The sequence below is a fragment of the Faecalimonas umbilicata genome (assembly GCF_042846195.1).
GTDB classification, from domain to species: domain Bacteria; phylum Bacillota; class Clostridia; order Lachnospirales; family Lachnospiraceae; genus Faecalimonas; species Faecalimonas umbilicata.
The window spans coordinates 2,514,327-2,538,421 of the sequence record NZ_AP031411.1; the positions used below are offsets into that span (position 1 = coordinate 2,514,327).

Here is a 24,095-nt window from a genome sequence, read left to right on the forward strand (position 1 = left end):
AAAAGGAAATAACTATATGGAGAAGCTGAGAAAAGAAATAGAAACATACCTTCCATTCAACGAACAGGAAGAACAAGATCAAAGACAATTTTTAAGACTTCTAGAACATATGCCAGATCTTCTCACCAGAGAAAACAATGTTGCCCACATCACAGTTTCTGCATGGATCGTAAATCTAGACCGCACAAAAGTGCTAATGGCATATCATAACATTTACCAATCATGGGCTTGGCTTGGCGGGCATGCAGATGGAAACCCGGATGTCAGACAAGTAATCCGAAAAGAAATTGAGGAAGAAAGCAGCCTGACAGACATCCGCTTCCTCACAGATGACATTTTTTCTCTGGAAAGTCTGACTGTAGATGGACATGAGAAACGTGGAACGTACATTTCCTCTCATCTTCATCTAAATCTCACTTTTCTTCTGGAAGCCGATGAACATTTGCCACTCCGGATCAAACCTGATGAAAACAGCCAGATTGGATGGATCAACATATCTGAGATTGCAGAAAAATCTACGGAAAAATGGTTCGTCGATAGAATTTACTTCAAGCTTTGTCAAAAAGTTCTCCGGGATTTTCCTCCCAGAGAATATTATAAAGCATACGAGGACAGGTATAAGACTATTCACCAAAAAGGAGCCAGTTGGTTCAGCAATACTTCCACTCCAATCGTGATGGAGCTACTTGAAAAATATGGAATTTCTCTCTCCTCCCCAATTCTTGAAATTGGCTGTGGTGAAGGGAGAGATGCGAAAGCTTTGCTGGAAAAAGGATATTGTTTGAAAGCCACCGATGTTTCTCCGGAAGCAATTTCCTACTGTAAAGCTGCCTTCCCTGAACATATTTCAAATTTTCAAACTTTAGACTGCTTGAAGGATCACCATCCTTTCTCATATACTTTTATCTATTCGGTTGCAGTCATTCATATGCTCGTACCGAGTAAGGATCGGACTGATTTTTATCAGTTTATTTATCAGCACTTAACCGAGAATGGTCTCTCTCTGATCTGCACTATGGGTGATGGTAAAATTGAGCGGGAGACAGATATCCGCAACGCTTTTCGTGTAGAAGAACGAGAGCATAGCTCCGGCAGTATCCCTGTCGCTTCCACATCATGTAAAATGGTGTCTTTCTCCACCTTCGAAAAAGAACTAAGAAAAAATCATTTTACGATTATAGAAAAAGGTCTCACGGAATCTTTTCCGGATTTTCCGATCCTGATGTATGCCCTCGTGAGAAAATAGTATACCTAAGCCGGGATTGTTCTGATATATTTCTGTCGATCCCGGTCTTTTTTGACTTTTTTCTCCCCCAGATATCCCTTCCTGTTTTTAAATACAAAAAAAGACATCTGCTCCTGCAAATATCTTCTCTCTTTTCTATCTCTTCTCTTTTTCATATACCTTCAAAATCACATACAGTCAACTACTTTTCTAAGTTTTTTCTCTCTCCATCCATTCTCCTATCACCACTTGGTTATGCCCTCGACCGATTAGTAACAGTCAGCTCCATACATTACTGCACTTCCACCTCTGTCCTATCTACCTCGTCGTCTTCAAGGGGTCTTACAACTTGCGTTGGGATATCTCATCTTGAGGGGGGCTTCACGCTTAGATGCCTTCAGCGTTTATCCCGTCCCGGCTTGGCTACTCTGCCATGCACTTGGCAGTGCAACAGATACACCAGCGGCCAGTCCACCCCGGTCCTCTCGTACTAAGGGCAGCTCCTCTCAAATATCCTACGCCCACGCCGGATAGGGACCGAACTGTCTCACGACGTTCTGAACCCAGCTCGCGTACCGCTTTAATGGGCGAACAGCCCAACCCTTGGGACCTACTTCAGCCCCAGGATGCGATGAGCCGACATCGAGGTGCCAAACCACTCCGTCGATGTGAACTCTTGGGAGTGATAAGCCTGTTATCCCCAGGGTAGCTTTTATCCGTTGAGCGATGGCAATCCCACTTTATACCACCGGATCACTAAGTCCTACTTTCGTACCTGCTCCACCCGTCGGTGTCGCAGTCAAGCTCCCTTCTGCCTTTGCACTCTTTGAATGGTTTCCGACCATTCTGAGGGAACCTTTGAGCGCCTCCGATACCCTTTCGGAGGCGACCGCCCCAGTCAAACTCCCCACCTGACATTGTCCCCCAGCCGGGTCACGGCTGCTGGTTAGAAACCCAGTACTGCAAGGGTGGTATCCCAACAGCGACTCTGTATCTACTGGCGTAAATACTTCTCAGTCTCCCACCTATCCTGTACATGCAATACCGAATCCCAGTATCAAGCTGGAGTAAAGCTCCATGGGGTCTTTCCGTCCTGGCGCAGGTAACCAGCATCTTCACTGGTATTTCAATTTCACCGGGTGCATTGTCGAGACAGTGCCCAAATCATTACGCCTTTCGTGCGGGTCGGAACTTACCCGACAAGGAATTTCGCTACCTTAGGACCGTTATAGTTACGGCCGCCGTTTACTGGGGCTTAAGTTCAAAGCTTCGCTTACGCTAACCTCTCCCCTTAACCTTCCAGCACCGGGCAGGCGTCAGCCCATATACTTCACCTTTCGGTTTTGCATAGACCTGTGTTTTTGCTAAACAGTTGCTTGGGCCAATTCTCTGCGGCCAGTTCTCACTGGCACTCCTTCTCCCGAAGTTACGGAGTCATTTTGCCGAGTTCCTTAACAATGCTTCTCCCGTCGGCCTTAGGATTCTCTCCTCATCCACCTGTGTCGGTTTACGGTACGGGTATGATATAAACAATAGCGGCTTTTCTTGACGCATGGCTCACGGGCTTCCCTACTCTCAGTTCGGTCCGCATCACGTCTTCAGATTGAGAAGCGGATTTGCCAACTCCTCTCCTACTTCGCTTGCACCGGGCTTTCCATTCCCGGCTCCCGCTCTCCACACGTGTCCCCACAGTTCTGTTATATCATAGTACAGGAATTTCAACCTGTTGTCCATCGACTACGTCTTTCGACCTCGCCTTAGGCCCCGACTTACCCAGAGCAGATCAGCTTTACTCTGGAAACCTTAGATATTCGGCCGGAAGGATTCCCACCTTCCTCTCGCTACTCATTCCGGCATTCTCTCTTCTTAAAAGTCCACTGCTCCTTCCGGTACAGCTTCTTCCCTTTAAGAATGCTCCTCTACCAATTGATTACTCAATTCCACAGCTTCGGTAGTGTGTTTCAGCCCCGGACATTTTCGGCGCAGGACCTCTCGACTAGTGAGCTATTACGCACTCTTTGAATGTATGGCTGCTTCTGAGCCAACATCCTAGTTGTCTTCGAAATCCCACATCCTTTTCCACTTAACACACATTTTGGGACCTTAGCTGGTGGTCTGGGCTCTTTCCCTTTCGACTATCCAACTTATCTCGTATAGTCTGACTCCCATACATCATCTACGCGGCATTCGGAGTTTGATATTCTTCGGTAAGCTTTGACGCCCCCTAGGAAATTCAGTGCTCTACCTCCGCAAGACTCGTATGAGGCTAGCCCTAAAGCTATTTCGAGGAGAACCAGCTATCTCCGGGTTCGATTGGAATTTCTCCCCTATCCACACCTCATCCCCACCCTTTTCAACGGATGTGGGTTCGGTCCTCCATTGCCTTTTACGGCAACTTCAACCTGGACATGGATAGATCACCCGGTTTCGGGTCTACTCTGACTGACTTCACGCCCTGTTCAGACTTGGTTTCCCTTCGGCTCCAGACCTTCAGTCCTTAACCTTGCCAGCCAGCGTAACTCGCCGGACCGTTCTACAAAAAGTACGCGGTTCATCATATAAAGATGTTCCACAGCTTGTAAACATATGGTTTCAGGTTCTCTTTCACTCCCCTCCCGGGGTCCTTTTCACCTTTCCTTCACAGTACTATGCGCTATCGGTCACTAAGGAGTATTTAGCCTTACGGGGTGGTCCCCGCTCATTCCCACAAGGTTTCTCGTGTCTCGTGGTACTCTGGATCCTGCCGTGCTCGCTCGCCTTTCATGTACGGGGCTTTCACCCTCTCTGGCTGGCTTTCCCAAAACCATTCTACTAGGCTTACTCATCACTTACGCAGTCCGAACCCCGGAATGCACGCATCCCGGTTTGGGCTCTTCCGCTTTCGCTCGCCGCTACTCACAGAATCGATGTTTCTTTCTCTTCCTCCGGCTACTTAGATGTTTCAGTTCACCGGGTTCCCTTCTTAACGTTATGTATTGGCGTTAAGATGACGGAGGTTTGCTCCGCCGGGTTTCCCCATTCAGATATCTCCGGATCATTGGATATTTGCTCCTCCCCGAAGCTTTTCGCAGCTTATCACGTCTTTCATCGGCTCTTAGTGCCAAGGCATCCACCATACGCTCTTTCTAGCATAACCAACTTGCTTCGTCCACGGGTATGGACTCCGCTACACATATCTAGCGTGATATGCGTTGGCAATAGTTTGTTGTTTTTATTCGTTTTCTCGAATCAGTTCTCATTTCTGCTCTTGCAAGCTTCCATGATCACCTCGGATGTCTTGATATTTTTCTTATCATTTCATTTCTGTATGCGATTTTCAAGGTACATATTGACTGTTTTATCAGTCATTAGAAACTTAAATCTTTTTCATTCAAATCTCTAATCACTGGTAAATCCAGTTGATGTTTCTTCCTGCTTTTACTCTGCTGTTTGCTTTTTATTCTTTATTTAACTTTATCTTGAACAGCACTTCCCTGCTGGTCGGGTTGACTTCGACTCTCTTTTTCCTGCCATCCAGTGCCATATATTCCCATCTCTGTTCTCTATATCTCTATACGTAAACTTCAATACCTTTTGTATCTCTCTATTTTCGTATATGGCTTATAACAGTTCTTCTGTCTCCGTCTGTATCTATATAAAAAAGCTTTTCGCTTATTTTCTTATAGATCTGGCAGCCACCTGCTCTCCCACACCGTCTCCAGTGCAGTACCATCGGCCGCTGAGGTCTTAACCATCGTGTTCGGGATGGGTACGGGTGTTTCCCCTCAGCGCATCGCCACCAGAAGCATTTCGTTCTTTTCAGAACACTCATAACTAAACAATAGACTTCTTCAATCCTTACTTCTTTCTTCCTTAGAAAGGAGGTGATCCAGCCGCACCTTCCGATACGGCTACCTTGTTACGACTTCACCCCAGTTATCGGTCCCACCTTCGGCAGCTCCCTCCTTGCGGTTGGGTCACTGACTTCGGGCGTTACTGACTCCCATGGTGTGACGGGCGGTGTGTACAAGACCCGGGAACGTATTCACCGCGACATTCTGATTCGCGATTACTAGCGATTCCAGCTTCATGTAGTCGAGTTGCAGACTACAATCCGAACTGAGACGTTATTTTTGGGATTTGCTCGGCCTCACGACTCTGCTTCCCTTTGTTTACGCCATTGTAGCACGTGTGTAGCCCTGCTCATAAGGGGCATGATGATTTGACGTCATCCCCACCTTCCTCCAGGTTATCCCTGGCAGTCTCTCCAGAGTGCCCGGCCTTGCCGCTGGCTACTGAAGATAGGGGTTGCGCTCGTTGCGGGACTTAACCCAACATCTCACGACACGAGCTGACGACAACCATGCACCACCTGTCTCCTCTGTCCCGAAGGAAAGCTCCGATTAAAGAGCGGTCAGAGGGATGTCAAGAGCAGGTAAGGTTCTTCGCGTTGCTTCGAATTAAACCACATGCTCCACCGCTTGTGCGGGTCCCCGTCAATTCCTTTGAGTTTCATTCTTGCGAACGTACTCCCCAGGTGGACTACTTATTGCGTTGGCTGCGGCACCGAAGAGCTTTGCTCCCCGACACCTAGTAGTCATCGTTTACGGCGTGGACTACCAGGGTATCTAATCCTGTTTGCTCCCCACGCTTTCGAGCCTCAACGTCAGTCATCGTCCAGCAAGCCGCCTTCGCCACTGGTGTTCCTCCTAATATCTACGCATTTCACCGCTACACTAGGAATTCCGCTTGCCTCTCCGACACTCTAGCTGCACAGTTTCCAAAGCAGTCCCGGGGTTGAGCCCCGGGCTTTCACTTCAGACTTGCACTGCCGTCTACGCTCCCTTTACACCCAGTAAATCCGGATAACGCTTGCCCCCTACGTATTACCGCGGCTGCTGGCACGTAGTTAGCCGGGGCTTCTTAGTCAGGTACCGTCATTTTCTTCCCTGCTGATAGAAGTTTACATACCGAAATACTTCATCCTTCACGCGGCGTCGCTGCATCAGGGTTTCCCCCATTGTGCAATATTCCCCACTGCTGCCTCCCGTAGGAGTTTGGGCCGTGTCTCAGTCCCAATGTGGCCGTTCACCCTCTCAGGCCGGCTACTGATCGTCGCCTTGGTGGGCCATTACCCCACCAACTAGCTAATCAGACGCGGGTCCATCTCATACCACCGGAGTTTTTCACACTCGATCATGCGATCACGTGTGCTTATGCGGTATTAGCAGTCATTTCTAACTGTTATCCCCCTGTATGAGGCAGGTTACCCACGCGTTACTCACCCGTCCGCCACTCAGTCACTTGAGCTTCCTTCCGAAGAATTCCATTCAAGTGCTTCGTTCGACTTGCATGTGTTAAGCACGCCGCCAGCGTTCATCCTGAGCCAGGATCAAACTCTCGTTAAAAGTGTTTGTTTCCAGTCAAGAATCACTACTAGCAATCCTATCCCTTTTACTGTTTTTAGGTTGACATTTCTGTCTGTTCTGAAATTTTCTCAATTGTTCGAAATTTTCAGGGTTGTGTTGTCTATTGTTTAATTATCAATGTTCTGTTCGTTTCGCTCTCTTGCGACAGCTATATTAGATTATCACATCTTTTTATCTTTGTCAACAACTTTTTTCATCTTTTTTTCAAATCTTTTCTTTTGTACTTTCGTAACTTTCTCTGATTCGGTATTTTTCGACGTTTTCCGTTGTTTCTCATCTGTCTGCTCTCTCGAGCGCTCAGTTATCATACCATTCTTCGACACGAATTGTCAATAGTTTTTTTATTTTTTATTTTATTTGTACAATTCATACAATTTCTGCAACTGCTTTTGACGCTTCTCCGTGATTTTCTATCGAAACCATTGCAAAACCTTTCTCGATAGGCTATTTTTTACTTTTTCGTAAACTTTCCACATTCTCCTCGTTTTTTCTTTCCTTTGAGAACAAAAAACTTTTCACTACAGTGGTATTTGTGGAAATCTTTTTTCAAAACTATGCTATAATATATTATAGAAGTTGACAGGTACGTTTCATGTGTGGCAAGAAATATGCCCTTCTTCAGAGTTATCTTCTCTGAGTAAAAAATGGATTCTGTTCATTCACACAAATCTCGGTACATAAAACAGCCATTTTCCTCTATGATTGTAAGAGGATCAGGATTGTATCTCGGATTCCCGATCCTCTTCACACATCTTCTTTTCATTTTTTTGTATATGAAAATACCAACATTAAAAAAGCACAAAGCGCCAAACCATCTATCCGACATCATTTGTCTCGGGCATCATATTATATTTTTCTTGACCAAGAAGAATTTGAATATGATCTGTATATGCTTCAAAAGCAGCTGGAATCGGATAGTTTCTCTCAATCTCTTCTGGATGTACGAACAGCATTTGTTCTGTACATTTTTTCTCCAATTCATCCACTCTTACTTTATATCCAATCATATTCCATTCCACATGACTGAAAATATGTTTTGCCGCCCCCAAAGCTTGAATCCGGATAGGTGCAAGCCCGATTTGTCTGCAAAACGCAAGCGCTTCTTCTTCGCTTAAATGTCCGTCTCTGCCTGGAAGTTCGTACAGACCTGCCAACAGCCCTTTTGCAGGGCGCTTCCGAATTGCAATTTTCTCTCCATCTTGAAAAATGAAAATCGTTCTTTTCTCAATTCTCCTGGCTTTCGCTTTTGTTTTCACCGGAAGTTCCATCACCTTGCCAAGCTTTCTTGCCCTGCACAAATGCTTTACTGGACATTCCTCGCATTTTGCCATGCCATTTGGCACACAGATAAGCGCACCAAGTTCAATCAAGCCCTGATTAAAATCACTTGCCGCCTCTTTCGGAATGACCCCCTCCAACATATACTCTATTTTTGTCTTTGTACTCTGTTTCATAATGTCATCTTCACTTGCCAAAATTCTCGATAACACACGCAATACATTTCCATCCACCGCCGGCTTTGGTATCCCATATGCGAACGATGCGATTGCCCCCGCCGTATAACTTCCGATTCCTGAAAGACTACGGATCTGATCATACTGCCTTGGGAACTCTCCCGAAAATTCATCCATAATCTGTCGTGCGGCCTTCTGCATATTTCTGACCCGATTGTAATATCCCAATCCTTCCCACAGTTTCAGAAGTTTCTCCTCTTCTGCCACGGCAAGCTTTTCCACCGTAGGCAGTTCTTTCATAAATCGTGCATAAAAGGGCCTCACCGCTTCCACTCTCGTCTGCTGAAGCATAATCTCAGACACCCATACCCGATAAGCACTCGGATTTTCTCGCCACGGAAGTGCTCTCTTATGTTTCCGGAACCATTCTACAAGCGGATCCGCAAGCGCCTGAAGCTCCTTCGGCTCCAACAGAACCGGAACTTCCTTTCGGATCTTAATTTCATCTTTCTTTACTTCACAATCATACGCAACAATGTGTACGCCCTGTTCCCGCGCCTTTTGCAGCGCCTCCCCAAACTCTGGGTGTGTCCTTGTATTTGGTGTAAAGTATTTGACATTCTTCATCTGGACCACAAAGAAAATATATGCTTCATATCCATCCCGAACCGCCTTGCACAGTTCTTCCACATGTTTTACTCCACGCTCTGTTGGCGCATCCGGAAATTTTACCACTCCATCTTCCTCGAGTGTCACACCTTTTACTTCTATAAAAATTTTGCGTTCCTCTTCTTCTGCATATAGATCAAATCTGGAGTTCCCATATGTCACTTCCTGTCTGAGCATCGTGGGATTCTCGCAAAGATTTCCCGCTTCTATCCACTCCTTTACAGCTTTATTTGGAATCTGCGAATCCATATTGATCAGGCGATTCCCTTTTTTCACACAGATCAGATCCCACTTTGTCTTCCGTTCGGGATTGTCGCTCCTCTGTACATAAACAGTCGCCCCAGGAACAAGCAATTCCGCACACCTTCCTGTATTTTTCACATGCACGATTTCCTTCTTCCCCTGGATCTCAACCTCTGCAGTGAAGCGATTCGGACGTTCCAAAAAATATCCCTTCTCTATTCTCTCATATTTCATTTTCTACTCCGCCAGTGCACAGGCTTTCGCCCACTCATTCTCCTTAAACCCTGGAATTGCAAAATCTTCCCCCAGAAGAAGCGGTCTCTTCACAAGCATGCCGTCTGTTGCCAAAAGCTGATACTGCTCCTCTTCCGTCATCGTCGGAAGCTTATCTTTCAACTCCAGTTCCCGATATTTCATTCCACTTGTATTAAAAAATCGCTTTAGTGGAAGTCCACTTTTTCTGTGCCATTCCCGCAGTTCCTCCTCTGTCGGATTGTTTTCAACAATATGTCTCTCCTCGAATGCAATCCCCTGCTCCTCCAGCCATTTTTTTGCTTTCTTGCAAGTAGAACACTTTGGATACTCTAACAATAAAATACTCATGTATATAACCTCCTGATTTTAACTTTTTTTGATAAATTCTGTGTGGCACTTCGGGCAGGTAATACAAATCTTTCCTTTTCCTTTCGGCACCCGGATTTTCTGTTTACAAGACGGACACTTGTAAATATGATGTGTCTTCCTCTGCTCGAAGTACTCTTTTTCCCGCTTCAGAAATGTAGCTGCCTTTCCTTTCAGTTCTAAAAATTTTTGATTTTCCTCAGCCCTCTTCTGATAATTTCTGGAAAACATCCGGAAATAACAGAGAAGGACAAGCAGACATGCGAGTGTATTTAAAAAGTTATTTCGAAATCCCATCGCAAAAACCAACAGTACTACTGCGGTTCCAAGCATGAACTTGCTCAACGAATCTACCCCGTAGCGGCCTATCATAAACTTTCTGAACTTCTCTTTCATCTTCCTTCGCCCCTTTGCCTTGTTCTTCCTACATCTTCGCTGAAACATTCAAAAAAGTCAATCCATTTTATTGAATCTTTATAATCTACATACACTTTTAATAGCCGCCTAAAACCTAGAAAATTCTGTCCCGAAATCATCTGCTCTGATCACAAAAATTTTCTATCATATAATAAAAAACAGGAAAAACTATCTTTTAAGCGTTCTCTACTCTTCTAACAATTTTTCCTGCTTCTCTATTTTCTTCACTTTTCAACTGTTTTATAACACTTTTGATAAAAATTCCTTTAATCTAGGATGCTGTGGATTCTCAAAAAATTCCTGCGGTGTGTTGCTCTCTTTGACTTGTCCTTCATCGATGAACAGAACTCTTGTCGCCACCTCTCTTGCAAATCCCATCTCATGTGTGACAACAACCATTGTCATTCCATCGTCTGCAAGCTCTTTCATCAATCCAAGCACTTCACCCACCATCTCCGGATCCAGCGCTGATGTCGGCTCATCAAATAACATCACATCCGGATTCATTGCCAATGCCCGCGCGATTGCAATACGCTGTTTTTGTCCTCCCGACAGCTGTTTTGGATATGCTGCTGCTTTATCCGGAAGTCCAACACGTTCTAACAGTTCCTCTGCTTTCTTTGATGCCTCCTGCTTTGACAGCACCCCAAGTTTGACCGGGGCAAGCATAATATTTTCCTTGATCGTCAAATGAGGGAATAAATTAAACTGTTGGAATACCATCCCCATTTTCTGTCTTAATTTATTAATGTCACAATTTTTGCTTGTAATATTGTTTCCCTCAAACCACACTTCCCCGCTTGTCGGTACTTCTAAAAGATTCAGGCAGCGGAGGAATGTAGACTTTCCAGAACCGGAAGGTCCCACTACTACTACTTTTTCACCTTTTTCAATATGTTCATCAATTCCTCTGAGCACTTCATGTCCATGAAATGATTTTTTTAAATTCTTAGTTATGATCACCTTGCGCCATTCTCCTTTCAAATAGATTTAAAAGTTTTGTCAATCCTAATACAATGACAAGATAACATACTGCTGCTACATAAAGCGGCGGAAGAATATCGTACGTTGCAGAACCGATATACTGTGCTGCTTTCGTCAGATCTGTCACAGCGATCACTCCTGCCACAGATGTTTCTTTGATCAACACGATAAATTCATTTCCAAGCGCCGGAAGAATATTTTTGATTGCCTGTGGAATGATGATTTCCTTCATAGTCTGAAGATAATTCAGTCCAAGAGAACGTCCGGCTTCCATCTGTCCTTTATCGATCGACTCGATTCCCGCACGGATGATCTCTGCTACATAAGCACCGGAATTAATTCCGAAGCAGACCGCTCCAACCAAAAGTGCATTGGTATCCCGAGACGTAAATATAAGATTATAAATAATCAACAGCTGTACCATAACCGGTGTGCCTCGAATGATCGTAATGTAAATGTTACAGATTTTATTAAAAATCCAAAGCTCTTTTCTCTGTACAGCACTTACTTTTACTACTGCCACTAAAAGTCCGATCGCAATTCCGATCAGAATCGCAAAGATGGAGATTAATATTGTAATCTTTAATCCATCCAAATATGCCAGATATCTCTGGTCTTTGATTACCGCTTTATAAAAAGCATCCGAGAAATTTTGAAAAAATCCCGTCATCATAATTCCTTTCATTTGTTTTCTCCTTTTCATTGACCCTCAAAGGGGCTGCCGCAAAATCCAGTTTCCCCTTCCTGTCCCTATTTAGCTTGAACACGCTGGGAAATCCGCTTTTTGCAGCAGCCTCTTTTTTAGTTTTCTCTGTCTTACTGTCGTTGCCTTCTGAACTGCTTATTCACTCTGTACATGATTTGCTGTGAATTCTTCAATTTTTCCTTCTTCCACCAGCTTATCGATCACTTTGTTGATCTCATCTAACAGTTCTTTGTTTCCTTTTTTTACGGCGATTGCATACTTATCTTCAAATAAGGTTCCGTCTAATGTTGTCAGTGTATCATTTGCCGCTACCAACTCTTCCGCCGGATATTGATCCATTACGATACAGTCAATCTTGCCATTCTTTAAGTCTTCTGCCGCCTGCGCAAATTTTGTGTAACGCTTCACTTCTTTTGGATTACAGTTATCTTTGTTGGATACCCAGATATCTGCAATATTTCCCTGTTGTACTGCGACAACTTTTCCATCTAAGTCAGAACCTGCCAGTTCTTCTCCTGCCGGAGTCACCGCCGGGTTTTCTTTATTTACTACAATGACCTCTGTAGAATTTACATATTCATTAGAGAAATCCATCGCTTCCTCACGTTCCGGACTGATAGATACTCCTGCTGCCACAAAATCTACTTTTCCACTCTGCACTGCTGCAAGTGCTCCGTCAAAATCCATATTCTTAATCTCCAGCTCTTTGCCCATCTCATCGGCGATCGCTTTTGCGATGTCCATATCGATTCCGACTACTTCGTTGCCTTTCATATATTCATATGGTGCAAATCCTGCTTCTGTTCCTACGATCAGTTTCTCTGATTTTGCCCCTTCTTCCTTTCCACCACATGCTGCCATGGAAATCATCATTGTCCCTGCTAATAAAATTCCTGCTACTTTCTTTATCTTCATAACGCTTCCTCCACTTGTTTTTTGTATGTTTATTCGTCTATATTGCATATTATACTATGTTTTTTATAAAAATCAAGTGGTTTTTGCAAATTTATGCATATTTTATGCAAATACTGTAAAATAAAGTAAAACAAGAGCTCCAAGAATGATCCGATAATAGCCAAATACTTTGAAATCATTCTTCTTAATATAGCCCATCAAAAACTTAATCGCGATGACAGATACCACAAATGCCACCAGACAGCCAACCAACAGCATCGCCGCTTCCATCGCAGTAAAGGAAAGGCCAAATTTTAAAATCTTTACAAAGCTTGCCCCGAACATTACCGGGATTGCAAGAAAAAATGTAAATTCTGCTGCTACATATCGAGATGTACCGAGCAAAAGTGCACCAACAATCGTCGCTCCCGAGCGAGATGTACCCGGGATCAGCGAAAGTACCTGCCATCCACCGATGAGCAATGCTGTCTGATACGATAACTGCGACAGTTTTGTCACCTTCGGCGTCTTTCCTTTGTTCCAGTTTTCTACGACAATGAATAAGATTCCGTACAGAATCAACATCGCAGATATAATTTCAGGTTTATGCAGATGTGCTTCCATCCAGTCATCAAACAGAATTCCTATCACCCCCGCCGGGATACATGCCACAATGACCTTCATCCAAAGCTGAATCGTCCACGCTTTCTGTTTCTGTGTTTTCTTCGGCGAAAATGGATTGAGCTTATGAAAATACAGTACAACAACTGCCATAATCGCACCAAGCTGGATCACGACATTAAACATCTCTTTGAATGCCGCACTCGCCTGAAGTTTAATGAATTCGTCTACGAGAATCAAATGCCCGGTACTACTGATTGGAAGCCATTCTGTGATTCCTTCTACAATACCAAGCAAGATTACTTTTAACATTTCTAACATTCTTTCTCCTCCTAACCTTTCTGAAGAATCTTTTCAATTATTTTTGCCACACCATCTTCCTCATTGGAATCTGTGACAAGATCTGCTGCTTCCTTGACCGCTTCCTGTGCATTTCCCATGGCCACTCCGCATCCCGCCTCATGGATCATCGAAATATCATTCCACCCATCACCAAATACTATCATTTCTTCGCGGCGGATTCCGAGCAGCTCTGCCAGCTTTAACATCCCCTTTCCTTTGTCTACTCCCTCTGCATTTACTTCTATATTATTAGATAATGCTCTTGTAACTGTAACCTGTCCCATCTGTTCCAGTTCCCGGAGCGCACACATCTTCTCGCTTTGATCTGCGAAAATTGCATGCACCTTATCTACTCCTCCCGGCAATTGTCGTGCTGTCTCTCTGATATTCTTGACCACTTTCCTGGTCGAACGAACATATTCTGCCATCGCAGGTGATTCCATCATCTGATCTACTCTTTGCAGATCATGCTCACTGATATAGCCGACACCTTGGAAATAAATCTCTTGTAATGTATCATATTTATCATAGATATCCAATATCTTTTCTGTAATTTCTTTTGGGACCGGCTTCTCGTACACTACACTCCCATCCTTTGCATCCACGATCCTTGCTCCATTCGAAGTCAGTGCATACCGAATTCCTTTCACTTCCATAATTTCCTTTGGAATTCCCGAAAACGGTCTGCCGGTCGCAGGAAGTACGATCATCCCTTGTGCAATTGCCTCCTCCAACGCCCTCTTGGTACGTGCTGTCAGTTTCTTTTCTCCCGTCAGGATTGTTCCATCCAGATCAAACCCTAATAATTTATATTCCATTTTCATCACGTCTATCCCTTCCTTTTCTCGCTCTATTTCTTTGCTCCTTTTTCTCATCTTTCAAGTTTTGTCTATTTTATCAAACATTGAAAAAGAAATCAATTTATACTATAATGTAGGGCATTAAGCATACCAAATGCAACTTTTAAGAAAGGACTCTGAAACACATGTATGGTTATCACAAAAAACAATATCACCGCCTTTGTATCTGCCTTCTGTCTGTGATATTTTCTATTTCCTGCCCTGTCTATGCAGCGGACACTCTTCCTTCCTCAGACACACTGTCAGCACACAATACATTGCTGCTTGATACTGCACAATCACTCAGCACAATGACTGACCGCACAGAAGAAATGAAAAATTTGCTTATAGATGCACAAATCCAAGAAGCCAGACAATATCAAATGATGCGGCTGCGAATTCAATGGCTCTATGAAACAGGCTATTCTTCCTTCTTGGAGCAGCTGCTTAGCGCCTCTGATTTTCCAGATTTTCTAAATCGCTCTGAACAGATCCGCTCGCTCATCACCTATGACAGGAATCAGCTCACAGAGCTTTCTAACCTTCGCAGTTCTATCGAGACAGATGCCGCGCTCCTCACAAAACAGTGTGACTTACTGCGCGTTTCCAGAGATGCACTGTCCATGGAATATGAAAAGCTCCTTATTCTTTTGAATCAGCAAAATACTGCTTCCTGTGAATCGGTTTTCCCTGAAGTATTCAGCCGAATTCCTGAACTGATCGCCCGTGCTGATGAACAAATCGAAGAAGGACAACTTGCCGTCGATCAGGGAATCCATGCTCCTTCTTCGGAAATCCGCGACCCAGAGCCACCTCTGAACGATGATATTTCCGATAACACTTCTAACGTGGCAGACAACGAAAGTACCGTGGATGAGAAAGAGGAAGATGACGAAATCGCCCCTCCACCTTTTGCTCCTCCTCCGTCTTTCTCGGTATCTGCCTCTGAAAGTCTGCTTCTCTCTGCGTTAGTACAGTGTGAAGCAGGTACGGAAGACTATACTGCCATGACTGCACTTGCATCCTGCATTCTCAACCGGGTAAGCAGTCCACTGTTTCCGAATTCAATTTCAGGTGTCATCGAATCAGAACCACTGTTTTCCTCTGTATCTGACGGAAGAATCGAGGCACTCCTCTACGGGGATATTGACTCTGTATGCCAAAATGCAGTTTTTGATGCGATATCCGGTACGAACCCAATTGGCAGCTGTCTGTACTTTTCACCTGCTTCCTCCTCTGCTTCCGGAGCGACGTTTGGAAGCTTTACATTTTATTAATTTGCATATTTTATGATTTTATTGTATAATAGACAAACAGGTTATGTACTAATGTGAAAGGAAAATATGGCATGAATACAAAAGTAAAGCGCATGATGCGTACATTGCTCAGCTGCACACTTGCAGTTTCAATGTATCTTCCATGCACCAATGTGTATGCTACTGACACGGTCGACAACCTCGAGAAGAAGACAAATGAGCTCTCCAGTGAGCTCTCTAAAGTAAATGAAGAATTGTCTACTCTCAGCAGTGAACTAGATTCTACCATTTCTAAAGTAGAGTCTACCACTAACGCAATCGAACTTACCAAAGTCAGTCTCGCAGATGCACAGGCAAAAGAAGTTCAGCAGTACAGCGATATGAAGCTTCGTATCAAATATATTTACGAAGCCGGAGATCTTTCTTTTTTAGAATTGCTCTTTTCTGCTGAAGATATGACCGATTTGTTGAACAAAGCCGATTTCATTCAAAACATCAGTTCTTATGATCGCAAGATGTTGGACGAACTGCATAACACCAAAGTAGAAATCCAAAAGCAACAGACACTCCTGGAAGATGAGAAAGACGCACTGGTCACTCTCCAGACACAGATGGACCAGAAGTGCAACGATCTCCAGGCAAAAGCAGCTTCAACAAGCACTGAGCTTAATAATTATTCTGATCAGCTGGCACGTGCAAAAGCCGCTGCCGAAGCAGCCGCAAGAGCAGCCGAAGAACAGCAACGTCTCGAGCAAGAACTTGCACAGCAGCAGCAACAGCAGCCTGCTCCTAGCCCAAGTGTTCCTGATCAGCCAGTGACTCCTCCTGTGAGTCCAGAACCAAGTCCGCAACTGCCGGATTCCGGAAATACTACTCCGCCATCAGGTACAAGCCTCGGAGTATTTAAAATTACACACTATTGTGCCTGCTCCATCTGCTGTGGAGAATACAGCAATGGAATTACTGCCAGCGGCACCACTGCACAGGCAGGAAGAACTATCGCGGTTGACCCTTCTTTGATTCCACTTGGAAGTTCCGTAGTGATCAACGGACATACCTATGTCGCAGAAGATACTGGGGGCGCTATCAAAGGAAACCGCATTGATGTTTTTGTCAGCAGTCACAGTGAAGCTCTCGCAAATGGTGTTTATTACGCAGAGGTCATTTTACAATAACAACTATTGAAAACTGAATATCGAAAAACTGAATATTGCGAAACTTAATAATAAATAGCACGAAAAAGTACATAAAGTGGGAGAACTGTCATCTTTCAGTTCTCAAAAAAGGATTCCGAATCGGGGCTTACCGCCTCTTTCCGGAATCCTTTTTCTATGCATATTATTGATAATCGAATACATCGATCCATTTCATCAGGAACTCTTTCTCCATCTCATTTTCCTTAGAAAGTTGTGCCGCTGCTACAATCGGAAGCCACTGTTGCACATACTGCTTTGCAGTATCACTCTTCTTGCAGAATAACTTCAAATAAAGGTCTGCCTTTTTCTGGTCTTTCAGCGCAAATAGGAGATAAGTCATCGCTGCGTCTGCACTTGCATTTCCCTGCGTAGCATGCGCCCAGTCAATCACTGTCATCTTTCCAGTTTTACCGACGATCACATTACTTGGATTGAAGTCTCCATGGCATACTTTGTCATGCTTTGGCATACTCTCAAGTCTTGTAAGCAATTCATATCTTGCTGTCGCATCCAGATCCTTCAGTTCGTTGATCTGCCGTGCAAGCTTATCTTTCAACTTATTCAAAAGAGGATTTCTCTTGCTCTGTACCTGGAGCTGGAGATCTACAAAGTCTTCCATATACTTCTCAAGATTTGCCGGATCGACATTCATCATCTCTTCCAATGTCTTTCCCTCTTTGCATTCGATCACAAGTGACCATCTTCCGTCAATCTGTGTCACCTGTTTTACCTTTGGAATATCAAGACCAGTCGCCTCTACCCTTGCGGTATTCAACGCTTCATTAAATACATCTGCCTTTGGATGTTCTTTCCCAAAAATCTTTACAATTCCCTCTTCTGTTTTATACACTTCTTTGTGTGCACGTTTTACGATTAAGTTGCTCTGCTCTAACTTCATGTAGGTTCCCTCCTAATAATACAATTCTACTGTCATTGTTCGCAGACTGTATCCGAACTGCAACAAAATAATCTGTAAACAACTTCAATATTTTTTATTGTTCTGATTTGATATTGCTATTATATACCTTTTCAAACGATTTGAAAAGGGTTTTTTGTATAATTTTTAACATTTTTTTATGTGCTATTTTTATTGTTATTTTATTATCAATCTAAACTTATGCACTCATCTACTTATTACTAGAAGTTTCTCCTACTCTCCTTTTTGGCAAAAGCTCCAGAATCCTCTTTGCAACTTCATCCGGGGTTGCATTTTCCTGCGGTGAGGTACAGATATACTTCGGATAACTACTGTCTTTTAACCCTTCGATCAAGATGATATCGGCCTCCGGAAAAAAAGGAAGCAGCATTTCTGCGGTAATTTCCGAAACCCGTTTTGTGACAAGAAACTGACTTTTGGAAAACACCGCTGTTCCGTAGGCACCAGCTTTCTGATGCTGATAGCTATCGGTTCCCGGCACGTCACTCTCAAATTCATGCCCGTCATGCTTGATGACTGCCACCTGATATCCCTTTTCGGTTAGAATCGGAATCATTCCTGTAATCAGCGTTGTCTTTCCTGTATTTTTATAGCCACTCACCGCAAAGATTACCGGCTGGATAACATTCTTACCCATACTTTCTCCCCTTTCTTTCGTCCCTCTTCAATCCCAGGCGGAATTTCCAACAGACAATTGCATCCATTGAGTGAACTTAAGATTCCTGAGGCATTTTGCCTTTTCCACACTACCGTTCCATTCTCCCATCTCGCCCGTACAAACCGCGGCACTTTCCCGGTCTTTTCAAAGGTTTCTGCCAAGGTTCCTTCCCTGTACTCTACCCGGTATCTCTGGCTTCCCGTCATCTTTTCTAACACCGGAAGCACAAATAATTCCATATTAACAAAAGTACCATATGGATTTCCCGAAAAACTAAGCATCGGGATTTTCTGATAGCTTCCGCCCATCATCGGGGATCCTGGCTTCATCTTCACTCCATGGAAACAAATCTCTGCACCAAGAAGTCCATATGTTTCCTCCACAATATCCTTCTGCCCAACCGATACACCGCCAATTGTCAGAATCAAGTCTGCATCCAGCCTACATGCCTTCTCTATGGAATCTTTAAGACACCGAGCATCATCTTGCACGGTATCCATCCACACTACTGATACTCCAAGCTCTGTAAGCCTGCTACACACAAGATACAGATTCGCATTATAAATTTTGCCGAACGACAATTCGCTTCCCGGCTCTGTCAGCTCACTCCCGGTTGCTATCACCGCCGCACGCACATTGCGCACCACTTTTGCATGAGAATACCCCATCGAGGCAAGTAGTCCACACTCTGCGGCCCCTACGGTTTCCCCACGCGTTAACAGACAGGTGCCCGCTGAATAATCTTCCCCCGCATAACAATAATTTTCATAGGCATGCTGTTCTTGAAAAACAGAGATCGTGTCCCCCACTCTCTCCACATCCTCCTGACGAATCACAGTATCTGCCCCCTGTGGAATCGGCGCACCTGTCATCAGACGTACCGCCTCTTTTTCTCCTACTTTCTTCCCCGAAGCTTCCCCTGCATAAATTGTATCGATCACATGCAGAAAGACTCCGTGTGTATCATCCGCTCCGATGCTGTCTTGACTTCGGATTGCATAACCGTCCAGAGGGGATCTCGGAAATGGAGGCTGGGCATGTCTGCTATATACATCTTCCCATAGCGTGCGCCCGGAAAGTTCCAAAAGTGGAAGTTCCTCCCACGCATCCAGCGGGCGTACTTCCTCCAAAATTTTTTCTACAGCCTCTTTCAGAGAAATCCTCACCAGCTCTTTTCTTTCTATTTTACTTAAATATGCCCGATACTCTTCTTCTGTATTAATATTGCCACCCCCATCTCTTTCGTCTTCCAAACAGACAATCTTCTCCTCTATCTCGTTCAAAAGATTTTGCAGTTTATAATCTTTTCGTTCCAGCTGCCGTCGGATCCATGGAAGCATCTCCTTCGTATAGATGCCTGGAAATGGACATCTCTTCCCATCTCTTATAAGAAAAACCGGCTTTCTCTCACGAACCCATTCGCCTCTCATAGTATCTACTAATTCCTGATCCACTTCCGGCATATCGCATGGTACAAAAAGAACTGCCTGCTCCTCACAGGCCGTAAGAACACTGTAAATCCCACCAAGAGGTCCTTTTTCTTTTTCCAAATCTTCCACAAGCGGAAATCCCTCAAAGCCACACTCGCCAACATCTGCTTGTGTTTGTTCGTATTTCTTCCGGTCTTCCACAGAAATATAAATGGCAGAACATCCACTTAATTTTGCAGCAATCTTCTTCCAAAATACGGTTTCTTCCACCGGCAAAAATGCTTTTTTTCTGCCATTCATACGGCTGTTTTTTCCACCTGCCAAGATACATGCTGCGATATCAGCCTTCCTATCTCTGTCTTTTCCCTTAGCCATCGACCTTCTCCCATGTGATTGCACCCGGATAACAAGTCCGGACACATGCAGGTTCTCGTCCCTCTTTGATCCGTTCCACACAGCCGTCACATTTTTCCATCTTTCCTGCTTCATTAAAGTGGATCACCTGAAGCGGACAGACTGCCTCACAACTTCTGCAGCCATTGCAAAGGTCCCGATCTACGAGAATAAAACCTGTCGTTTTTTCCCGGTAAATTGCGTGTTGCGGGCAGACATGCTCACATTTTCCACAGTGAATGCACCCTGGACACACTGTTTTTTCAAATGTCCCTGATAAATCTGTCACCTTCTGAAATGCCCGGAAACTCGGCACAATTTCCCCTACAGAGTGATGTGCATCCAGACAGGCTATATGGCATGCATAGCATCCGATACATTTTTCTTTATCAAATTTCAGTCGATATGGCATCTTCCTCTTCCTTTCTTCTTACATTACAAAAATAACTCTTATATCCCGGAAATCCGGAAATCGGATCGAGATATGTAAGCGGAATCAGCTCATTCGCTTCTCCCTTCTTGTTTCCATGGTAAATATGTACCATCCCCGGCAGATTGTTTCTGACGGCTGCCGCAATTCCTTCCATGCTTCCTCCTGGCGAAGTCACTATTACTCGGTCGCCTTCCTGAATCTGAAGTGATTCCATATCGGATGGATGCATTTCCACCAAAGTCGCCGGTTCCAACGCCGCAAGCCATGGAAGACGGTTCACACGTGCATGAAAATACTGAGGTTTTCTGGAACCTGTATTCAGGATCCACGGATAAACTGTTCTGTCCACCTCACTTACTTCTCTGAAATCCCGGTAAACCGGAAGACCGTCATACCCATAAGCATCCTTATATTTTTCTAACACCGTAGAGACAAATTCTGCTTTCCCTGTCGGTGTAGCAAATCCCTCTCTCTCATAACTTCTCTCTGTCCCGAATACCAAATGTTTTGCCTTTACTCCTCCTTGATGTCCGCGCAATTCCTCCACAGAAAGTCCGGTCGGTTTGAGAATGTAATCCATATATTCCTCATAGGTTCCAGAAAGCACCGGTTCAGAAAGTCCCATTCTGCGTGCCAATTCTTGAATGATCTCAATGTCATTTTTTGCCTCTCCGCACGGACAGACTGCTGCTTCTGAAAGACCGACCATACCTCCTCGCATTGTCCTTATTTCTTCCCGTTCAAAAAAGGTTGCCGCAGGCAGCACAATATCTGCCATATCGCTAGAGTCAGAAAGAAACAGATCTACATTGACATAAAACTCTAATTTTTTCAGTGCCTCCTGAAGATACGACGGCTTCGGCCACATTCTGTGGTTCATTCCAAATGCCACAAGTGCTTTCAGCGGATACGGTTCTTCTTTCAAAATATATTCTGCCAGTCTTGTGCACTGAGCCTCCTCACACGGAAGCGCAAACCATGCCGGAAAGTCTTTCTGACCAATTGCTTCCTCGCCATCGTATCTCTTCACTTTCCCAAATTCATTGACCGGAGCAGACACCGGTGGCCTTGCCAGATGTCCGCCTTTTCTGTCGTAATTTCCACTAAGTCCTACAAGTGTATGAACCGCCCGATAATTCTGTACTCCATTGATATGATGTACGACCGTCGCCGCGGAGAACATGATTCCCGCCGGACCATTTGTCGCATACAGCCTTGCAGCCTCCAAAATTTTCTCTGCCGGAACTCCGGTGATCTTCTCTGTATACTCCGGAGTAAACTGCTTTACATATGCCCGGTATTCTTCAAACCCGTGAACATACTTTTCCACAAACTCATGGTCATACAGATCCTCTTCTATCATCACCTGTGCCATTCCAAGCGCAAGTGCTCCGTCTGTTCCCGGAAGCAGGCGCAAATGGATATCTGCCTCTCTTGCCGTGACCGTGTTTCTTGGATCTACCACAATAATCTTGACCCCTCGTGCCTTCATTCCCCGATAGCTTTTGCTCATCGGTGTATTAGAGTGATATAAGTTGGAGGCCCACAGCATAACTGTATTGGCATTTGCCAGATCCGGAAAGCAAATATCATTTCCATAGATGGACTTCCACGCCATATTAGATGCCTGAAAGCAAGTGCTTGACTCGGTACAATAATTCGGTGATCCATACGCATTTGCAAGACGGAGCAATGCCGGACGATACCATTTCGGATATCCTGCATAAAAAATCGTCGACCGTGTACCGTACTGTTCCCGGACTGACAGTAATTTCTCTGCGATTGTCTGATATGCTTCTTCCCAGCTGATTCTAACAAACTTTCCATGTCCTTTTTCCCCAACTTGTTTCATCGGATAAAGCAATCTTTCCTGATTATATATGTACTGTCTTGCAGCTGCCCCCTTCGCACAAAGTCCTCCGCTCTGTCCAGGCAGATTTTTGCTTCCTTCTACCGAAATAATCTTTCCATCTTCTACATAGACATCCATTGGGCAGCCGGACGCACAGATACCACAGACTGCTTTTTTTACCTGTTTCTTTCCATGTTCTTTCTGACTCAATATCGTTCCTCCCTCTTTCTTTCATTCTCTACTTATCTCAATCTCTCGAAAAAAGCTACTGTTTTATTTATAGAAATAACCGAGAATCCACGAACTGTGAACTCCCGGTATTCTGATTTCCTATTTTGTTTCTTCCGCTGCCTTCACTGCAAAAGATTCATCAATCAAATCTCCTTTATCCACTGGTTCTTTGATTAACCCTGAATCACTATCTACTCCATTTACATTTTTCCCTTTCAAATCTTTTACAGATGTTACATCTTTTCCAAGAAAAAATGAATATGGATAGGTATCGGTACATGTATAAATTAATACAATGCTCTATATAAGATAATATATTTCTTTAATTTTCCAGTCAAATCAATATTTTTTATATACTTATTCACTTTATCTATCTGTTTTAGGTATTGACAAAGCAAACTAAATTAATTAAAATAGCAACATGAACGCTGTTCATTTTGAAAATGAGGCTTCATCAGTCAGGTTGAAAACACTATTATTCACAAAAACATTAGGAGGTTATTTTATGCAGGCAATAGTTGAAACAGTATTTGACGCATGTTATCTTATAGGGGTCGTTACATTGGGAATTCTTATGATTGCTAAAAGTCATGGGAATAAGCAGTACCGCCTCTTTGGAATTATGGCAGTTGTATTAGGATTCGGAGATGCATTTCACCTGGTTCCGAGAGCAGTTGCATTATGTACAACAGGATTAGATAACTTCACAGTTGCATTGGGAACAGGTAAATTTATTACCTCTATCACAATGACCGTATTTTATATCATTCTATATTATATTTGGCGAATCAGATACCATGTAAAAGTGAAAAATATCTATACTATATTCGTATATGGTATGGCAATAGCTAGAATTGTCCTGTGTCTGTTTCCACAGAATGCCTGGACAAGTTCAGCATCTCCATTATCGTGGGGAATTTATAGAAATATTCCTTTCACAATTATGGGTCTTATTATTATTTATCTATTTTATAAAAGTTCTAGAGAGCAAAACGATAAACTATTCAAAAATATGTGGCTGACAATCGTCATTAGCTTTGGGTTTTATTTGCCTGTTGTATTATTTGCCGATCTTGTGCCTATCATTGGAATGTTGATGATCCCAAAAACATTGGCATATGTTTGGACTGTTTGGATTGGATATCACGCCATGAAAGCTGAACAGCAATAATCACAAAAAAGACAGAAGACACTGACTTTCGTCAGTCCTCCTGTCTTTTTCTAATGCCCTTTTCAGCCTTACGTCTTCTTTTTCCCTAACTAGGTAGCTACTACTATCTTTCCTG

17 protein-coding genes and 3 rRNA genes are annotated in these 24,095 nt (G+C 43.9%); 4 read left to right on the forward strand and 16 right to left on the reverse strand.

Annotated elements, in window-relative coordinates:
• The first annotated feature begins 16 nt into the window (after positions 1–16).
• Positions 17–1,246, forward strand: a complete 1,230-nt coding sequence (locus ACGG81_RS12080; RefSeq protein ID WP_390108562.1) for a methyltransferase domain-containing protein — start codon at positions 17–19, stop codon at positions 1,244–1,246.
• Between the two features lie 228 nt (positions 1,247–1,474).
• On the opposite strand, the gene ACGG81_RS12085 is transcribed toward ACGG81_RS12080, so the two are convergent.
• The 11 genes from ACGG81_RS12085 to ACGG81_RS12135 form a co-directional block, all read right to left on the reverse strand.
• Positions 1,475–4,361: ribosomal RNA gene (locus ACGG81_RS12085) — 23S ribosomal RNA — on the reverse strand.
• Between the two features lie 529 nt (positions 4,362–4,890).
• Positions 4,891–5,008: ribosomal RNA gene (gene rrf / locus ACGG81_RS12090) — 5S ribosomal RNA — on the reverse strand.
• Positions 5,009–5,081: 73 nt separating this feature from the next.
• Positions 5,082–6,612, reverse strand: a 16S ribosomal RNA gene (locus tag ACGG81_RS12095).
• Together the 16S, 23S and 5S rRNA genes form the textbook arrangement of a ribosomal RNA operon.
• A gap of 836 nt (positions 6,613–7,448) precedes the next feature.
• Positions 7,449–9,233 (reverse strand): A/G-specific adenine glycosylase, encoded by a 1,785-nt coding sequence (gene mutY, locus ACGG81_RS12100; RefSeq protein WP_390108565.1) that lies wholly within the window; start codon positions 9,231–9,233, stop codon positions 7,449–7,451.
• A gap of 3 nt (positions 9,234–9,236) precedes the next feature.
• A complete protein-coding gene (locus ACGG81_RS12105) occupies positions 9,237–9,602 on the reverse strand; it encodes an arsenate reductase family protein (RefSeq protein WP_016441557.1) in 366 nt (121 codons plus the stop codon).
• Between the two features lie 18 nt (positions 9,603–9,620).
• Entirely contained in the window at positions 9,621–10,016 is a 396-nt protein-coding gene (locus ACGG81_RS12110) for a hypothetical protein (RefSeq protein WP_009263822.1), read from the reverse strand.
• Between the two features lie 261 nt (positions 10,017–10,277).
• Positions 10,278–11,000: an amino acid ABC transporter ATP-binding protein gene (locus ACGG81_RS12115; RefSeq protein WP_008977664.1), complete on the reverse strand. Its 723-nt coding sequence runs from the start codon at positions 10,998–11,000 to the stop codon at positions 10,278–10,280.
• A complete protein-coding gene (locus ACGG81_RS12120) occupies positions 10,987–11,706 on the reverse strand; it encodes an amino acid ABC transporter permease (RefSeq protein WP_008977665.1) in 720 nt (239 codons plus the stop codon). Before ACGG81_RS12120 ends, ACGG81_RS12115 begins: the two co-directional genes overlap by 14 nt.
• Positions 11,707–11,862: 156 nt before the next feature.
• On the reverse strand, positions 11,863–12,642 hold the full coding sequence (locus ACGG81_RS12125; RefSeq protein ID WP_008977666.1) for an ABC transporter substrate-binding protein: 780 nt from the start codon (positions 12,640–12,642) through the stop codon (positions 11,863–11,865).
• A 102-nt stretch (positions 12,643–12,744) separates the two neighbouring features.
• Positions 12,745–13,563 carry an undecaprenyl-diphosphate phosphatase gene (locus ACGG81_RS12130; RefSeq protein ID WP_008977667.1) on the reverse strand — a complete coding sequence of 273 codons (819 nt, stop codon included), beginning with the start codon at positions 13,561–13,563 and terminating at the stop codon, positions 12,745–12,747.
• Between the two features lie 11 nt (positions 13,564–13,574).
• Positions 13,575–14,408: a Cof-type HAD-IIB family hydrolase gene (locus ACGG81_RS12135; RefSeq protein ID WP_270666575.1), complete on the reverse strand. Its 834-nt coding sequence runs from the start codon at positions 14,406–14,408 to the stop codon at positions 13,575–13,577.
• A 161-nt stretch (positions 14,409–14,569) separates the two neighbouring features.
• Here ACGG81_RS12135 and ACGG81_RS12140 point away from each other — a divergent pair, with 161 nt between their 5' ends.
• Together ACGG81_RS12140 and ACGG81_RS12145 are read left to right on the forward strand one after the other, a co-directional pair.
• Positions 14,570–15,700, forward strand: a complete 1,131-nt coding sequence (locus ACGG81_RS12140) for a cell wall hydrolase (protein WP_390108571.1) — start codon at positions 14,570–14,572, stop codon at positions 15,698–15,700.
• Positions 15,701–15,771: 71 nt separating this feature from the next.
• Positions 15,772–16,854, forward strand: a complete 1,083-nt coding sequence (locus tag ACGG81_RS12145) for a 3D domain-containing protein (protein ID WP_009263825.1) — start codon at positions 15,772–15,774, stop codon at positions 16,852–16,854.
• Positions 16,855–17,017: 163 nt separating this feature from the next.
• On the opposite strand, the gene ACGG81_RS12150 is transcribed toward ACGG81_RS12145, so the two are convergent.
• The 5 genes from ACGG81_RS12150 to ACGG81_RS12170 form a co-directional block, all read right to left on the reverse strand.
• Positions 17,018–17,773 (reverse strand): aminoglycoside phosphotransferase family protein, encoded by a 756-nt coding sequence (locus tag ACGG81_RS12150; RefSeq protein WP_009263826.1) that lies wholly within the window; start codon positions 17,771–17,773, stop codon positions 17,018–17,020.
• Positions 17,774–18,002: 229 nt separating this feature from the next.
• Positions 18,003–18,449, reverse strand: coding sequence for a molybdopterin-guanine dinucleotide biosynthesis protein B (mobB, locus tag ACGG81_RS12155; RefSeq protein WP_390108574.1), 447 nt, complete (start codon positions 18,447–18,449; stop codon positions 18,003–18,005).
• Complete coding sequence (glp, locus tag ACGG81_RS12160; RefSeq protein ID WP_390108577.1) at positions 18,422–20,275, reverse strand: gephyrin-like molybdotransferase Glp; 1,854 nt, start codon at positions 20,273–20,275, stop codon at positions 18,422–18,424. The genes mobB and glp overlap by 28 nt, the downstream gene beginning before the upstream one ends.
• Positions 20,268–20,705 (reverse strand): 4Fe-4S dicluster domain-containing protein, encoded by a 438-nt coding sequence (locus ACGG81_RS12165; protein ID WP_390108580.1) that lies wholly within the window; start codon positions 20,703–20,705, stop codon positions 20,268–20,270. Before ACGG81_RS12165 ends, glp begins: the two co-directional genes overlap by 8 nt.
• Positions 20,683–22,788, reverse strand: coding sequence for a molybdopterin-dependent oxidoreductase (locus ACGG81_RS12170; RefSeq protein WP_390108582.1), 2,106 nt, complete (start codon positions 22,786–22,788; stop codon positions 20,683–20,685). Before ACGG81_RS12170 ends, ACGG81_RS12165 begins: the two co-directional genes overlap by 23 nt.
• 526 nt (positions 22,789–23,314) lie before the next feature.
• On the opposite strand from ACGG81_RS12170, the gene ACGG81_RS12175 reads away from it, so the two are divergent.
• The gene (locus ACGG81_RS12175) at positions 23,315–23,980 is read left to right on the forward strand and encodes a hypothetical protein (protein WP_317344839.1); all 666 of its coding nucleotides are present in this window, start codon (positions 23,315–23,317) and stop codon (positions 23,978–23,980) included.
• Positions 23,981–24,095 lie beyond the last annotated feature (115 nt).

Bases quoted from the DNA above. Each gene is read 5' to 3' on its own strand.
- ACGG81_RS12135 (WP_270666575.1), bottom strand. From the start codon at position 14,408: ATGAAAATGGAATATAAATTATTAGGGTTTGATCTGGATGGAACAATC.
- ACGG81_RS12080 (WP_390108562.1), top strand. From the start codon at position 17: ATGGAGAAGCTGAGAAAAGAAATAGAAACATACCTTCCATTCAACGAA.
- ACGG81_RS12125 (WP_008977666.1), bottom strand. From the start codon at position 12,642: ATGAAGATAAAGAAAGTAGCAGGAATTTTATTAGCAGGGACAATGATG.
- ACGG81_RS12150 (WP_009263826.1), bottom strand. From the start codon at position 17,773: ATGAAGTTAGAGCAGAGCAACTTAATCGTAAAACGTGCACACAAAGAA.
- glp (WP_390108577.1), bottom strand. From the start codon at position 20,275: ATGGCTAAGGGAAAAGACAGAGATAGGAAGGCTGATATCGCAGCATGT.
- ACGG81_RS12140 (WP_390108571.1), top strand. From the start codon at position 14,570: ATGTATGGTTATCACAAAAAACAATATCACCGCCTTTGTATCTGCCTT.
- ACGG81_RS12165 (WP_390108580.1), bottom strand. From the start codon at position 20,705: ATGCCATATCGACTGAAATTTGATAAAGAAAAATGTATCGGATGCTAT.
- ACGG81_RS12120 (WP_008977665.1), bottom strand. From the start codon at position 11,706: ATGAAAGGAATTATGATGACGGGATTTTTTCAAAATTTCTCGGATGCT.
- ACGG81_RS12110 (WP_009263822.1), bottom strand. From the start codon at position 10,016: ATGAAAGAGAAGTTCAGAAAGTTTATGATAGGCCGCTACGGGGTAGAT.
- mutY (WP_390108565.1), bottom strand. From the start codon at position 9,233: ATGAAATATGAGAGAATAGAGAAGGGATATTTTTTGGAACGTCCGAAT.
- mobB (WP_390108574.1), bottom strand. From the start codon at position 18,449: ATGGGTAAGAATGTTATCCAGCCGGTAATCTTTGCGGTGAGTGGCTAT.
- ACGG81_RS12175 (WP_317344839.1), top strand. From the start codon at position 23,315: ATGCAGGCAATAGTTGAAACAGTATTTGACGCATGTTATCTTATAGGG.
- ACGG81_RS12130 (WP_008977667.1), bottom strand. From the start codon at position 13,563: ATGTTAGAAATGTTAAAAGTAATCTTGCTTGGTATTGTAGAAGGAATC.
- ACGG81_RS12145 (WP_009263825.1), top strand. From the start codon at position 15,772: ATGAATACAAAAGTAAAGCGCATGATGCGTACATTGCTCAGCTGCACA.
- ACGG81_RS12105 (WP_016441557.1), bottom strand. From the start codon at position 9,602: ATGAGTATTTTATTGTTAGAGTATCCAAAGTGTTCTACTTGCAAGAAA.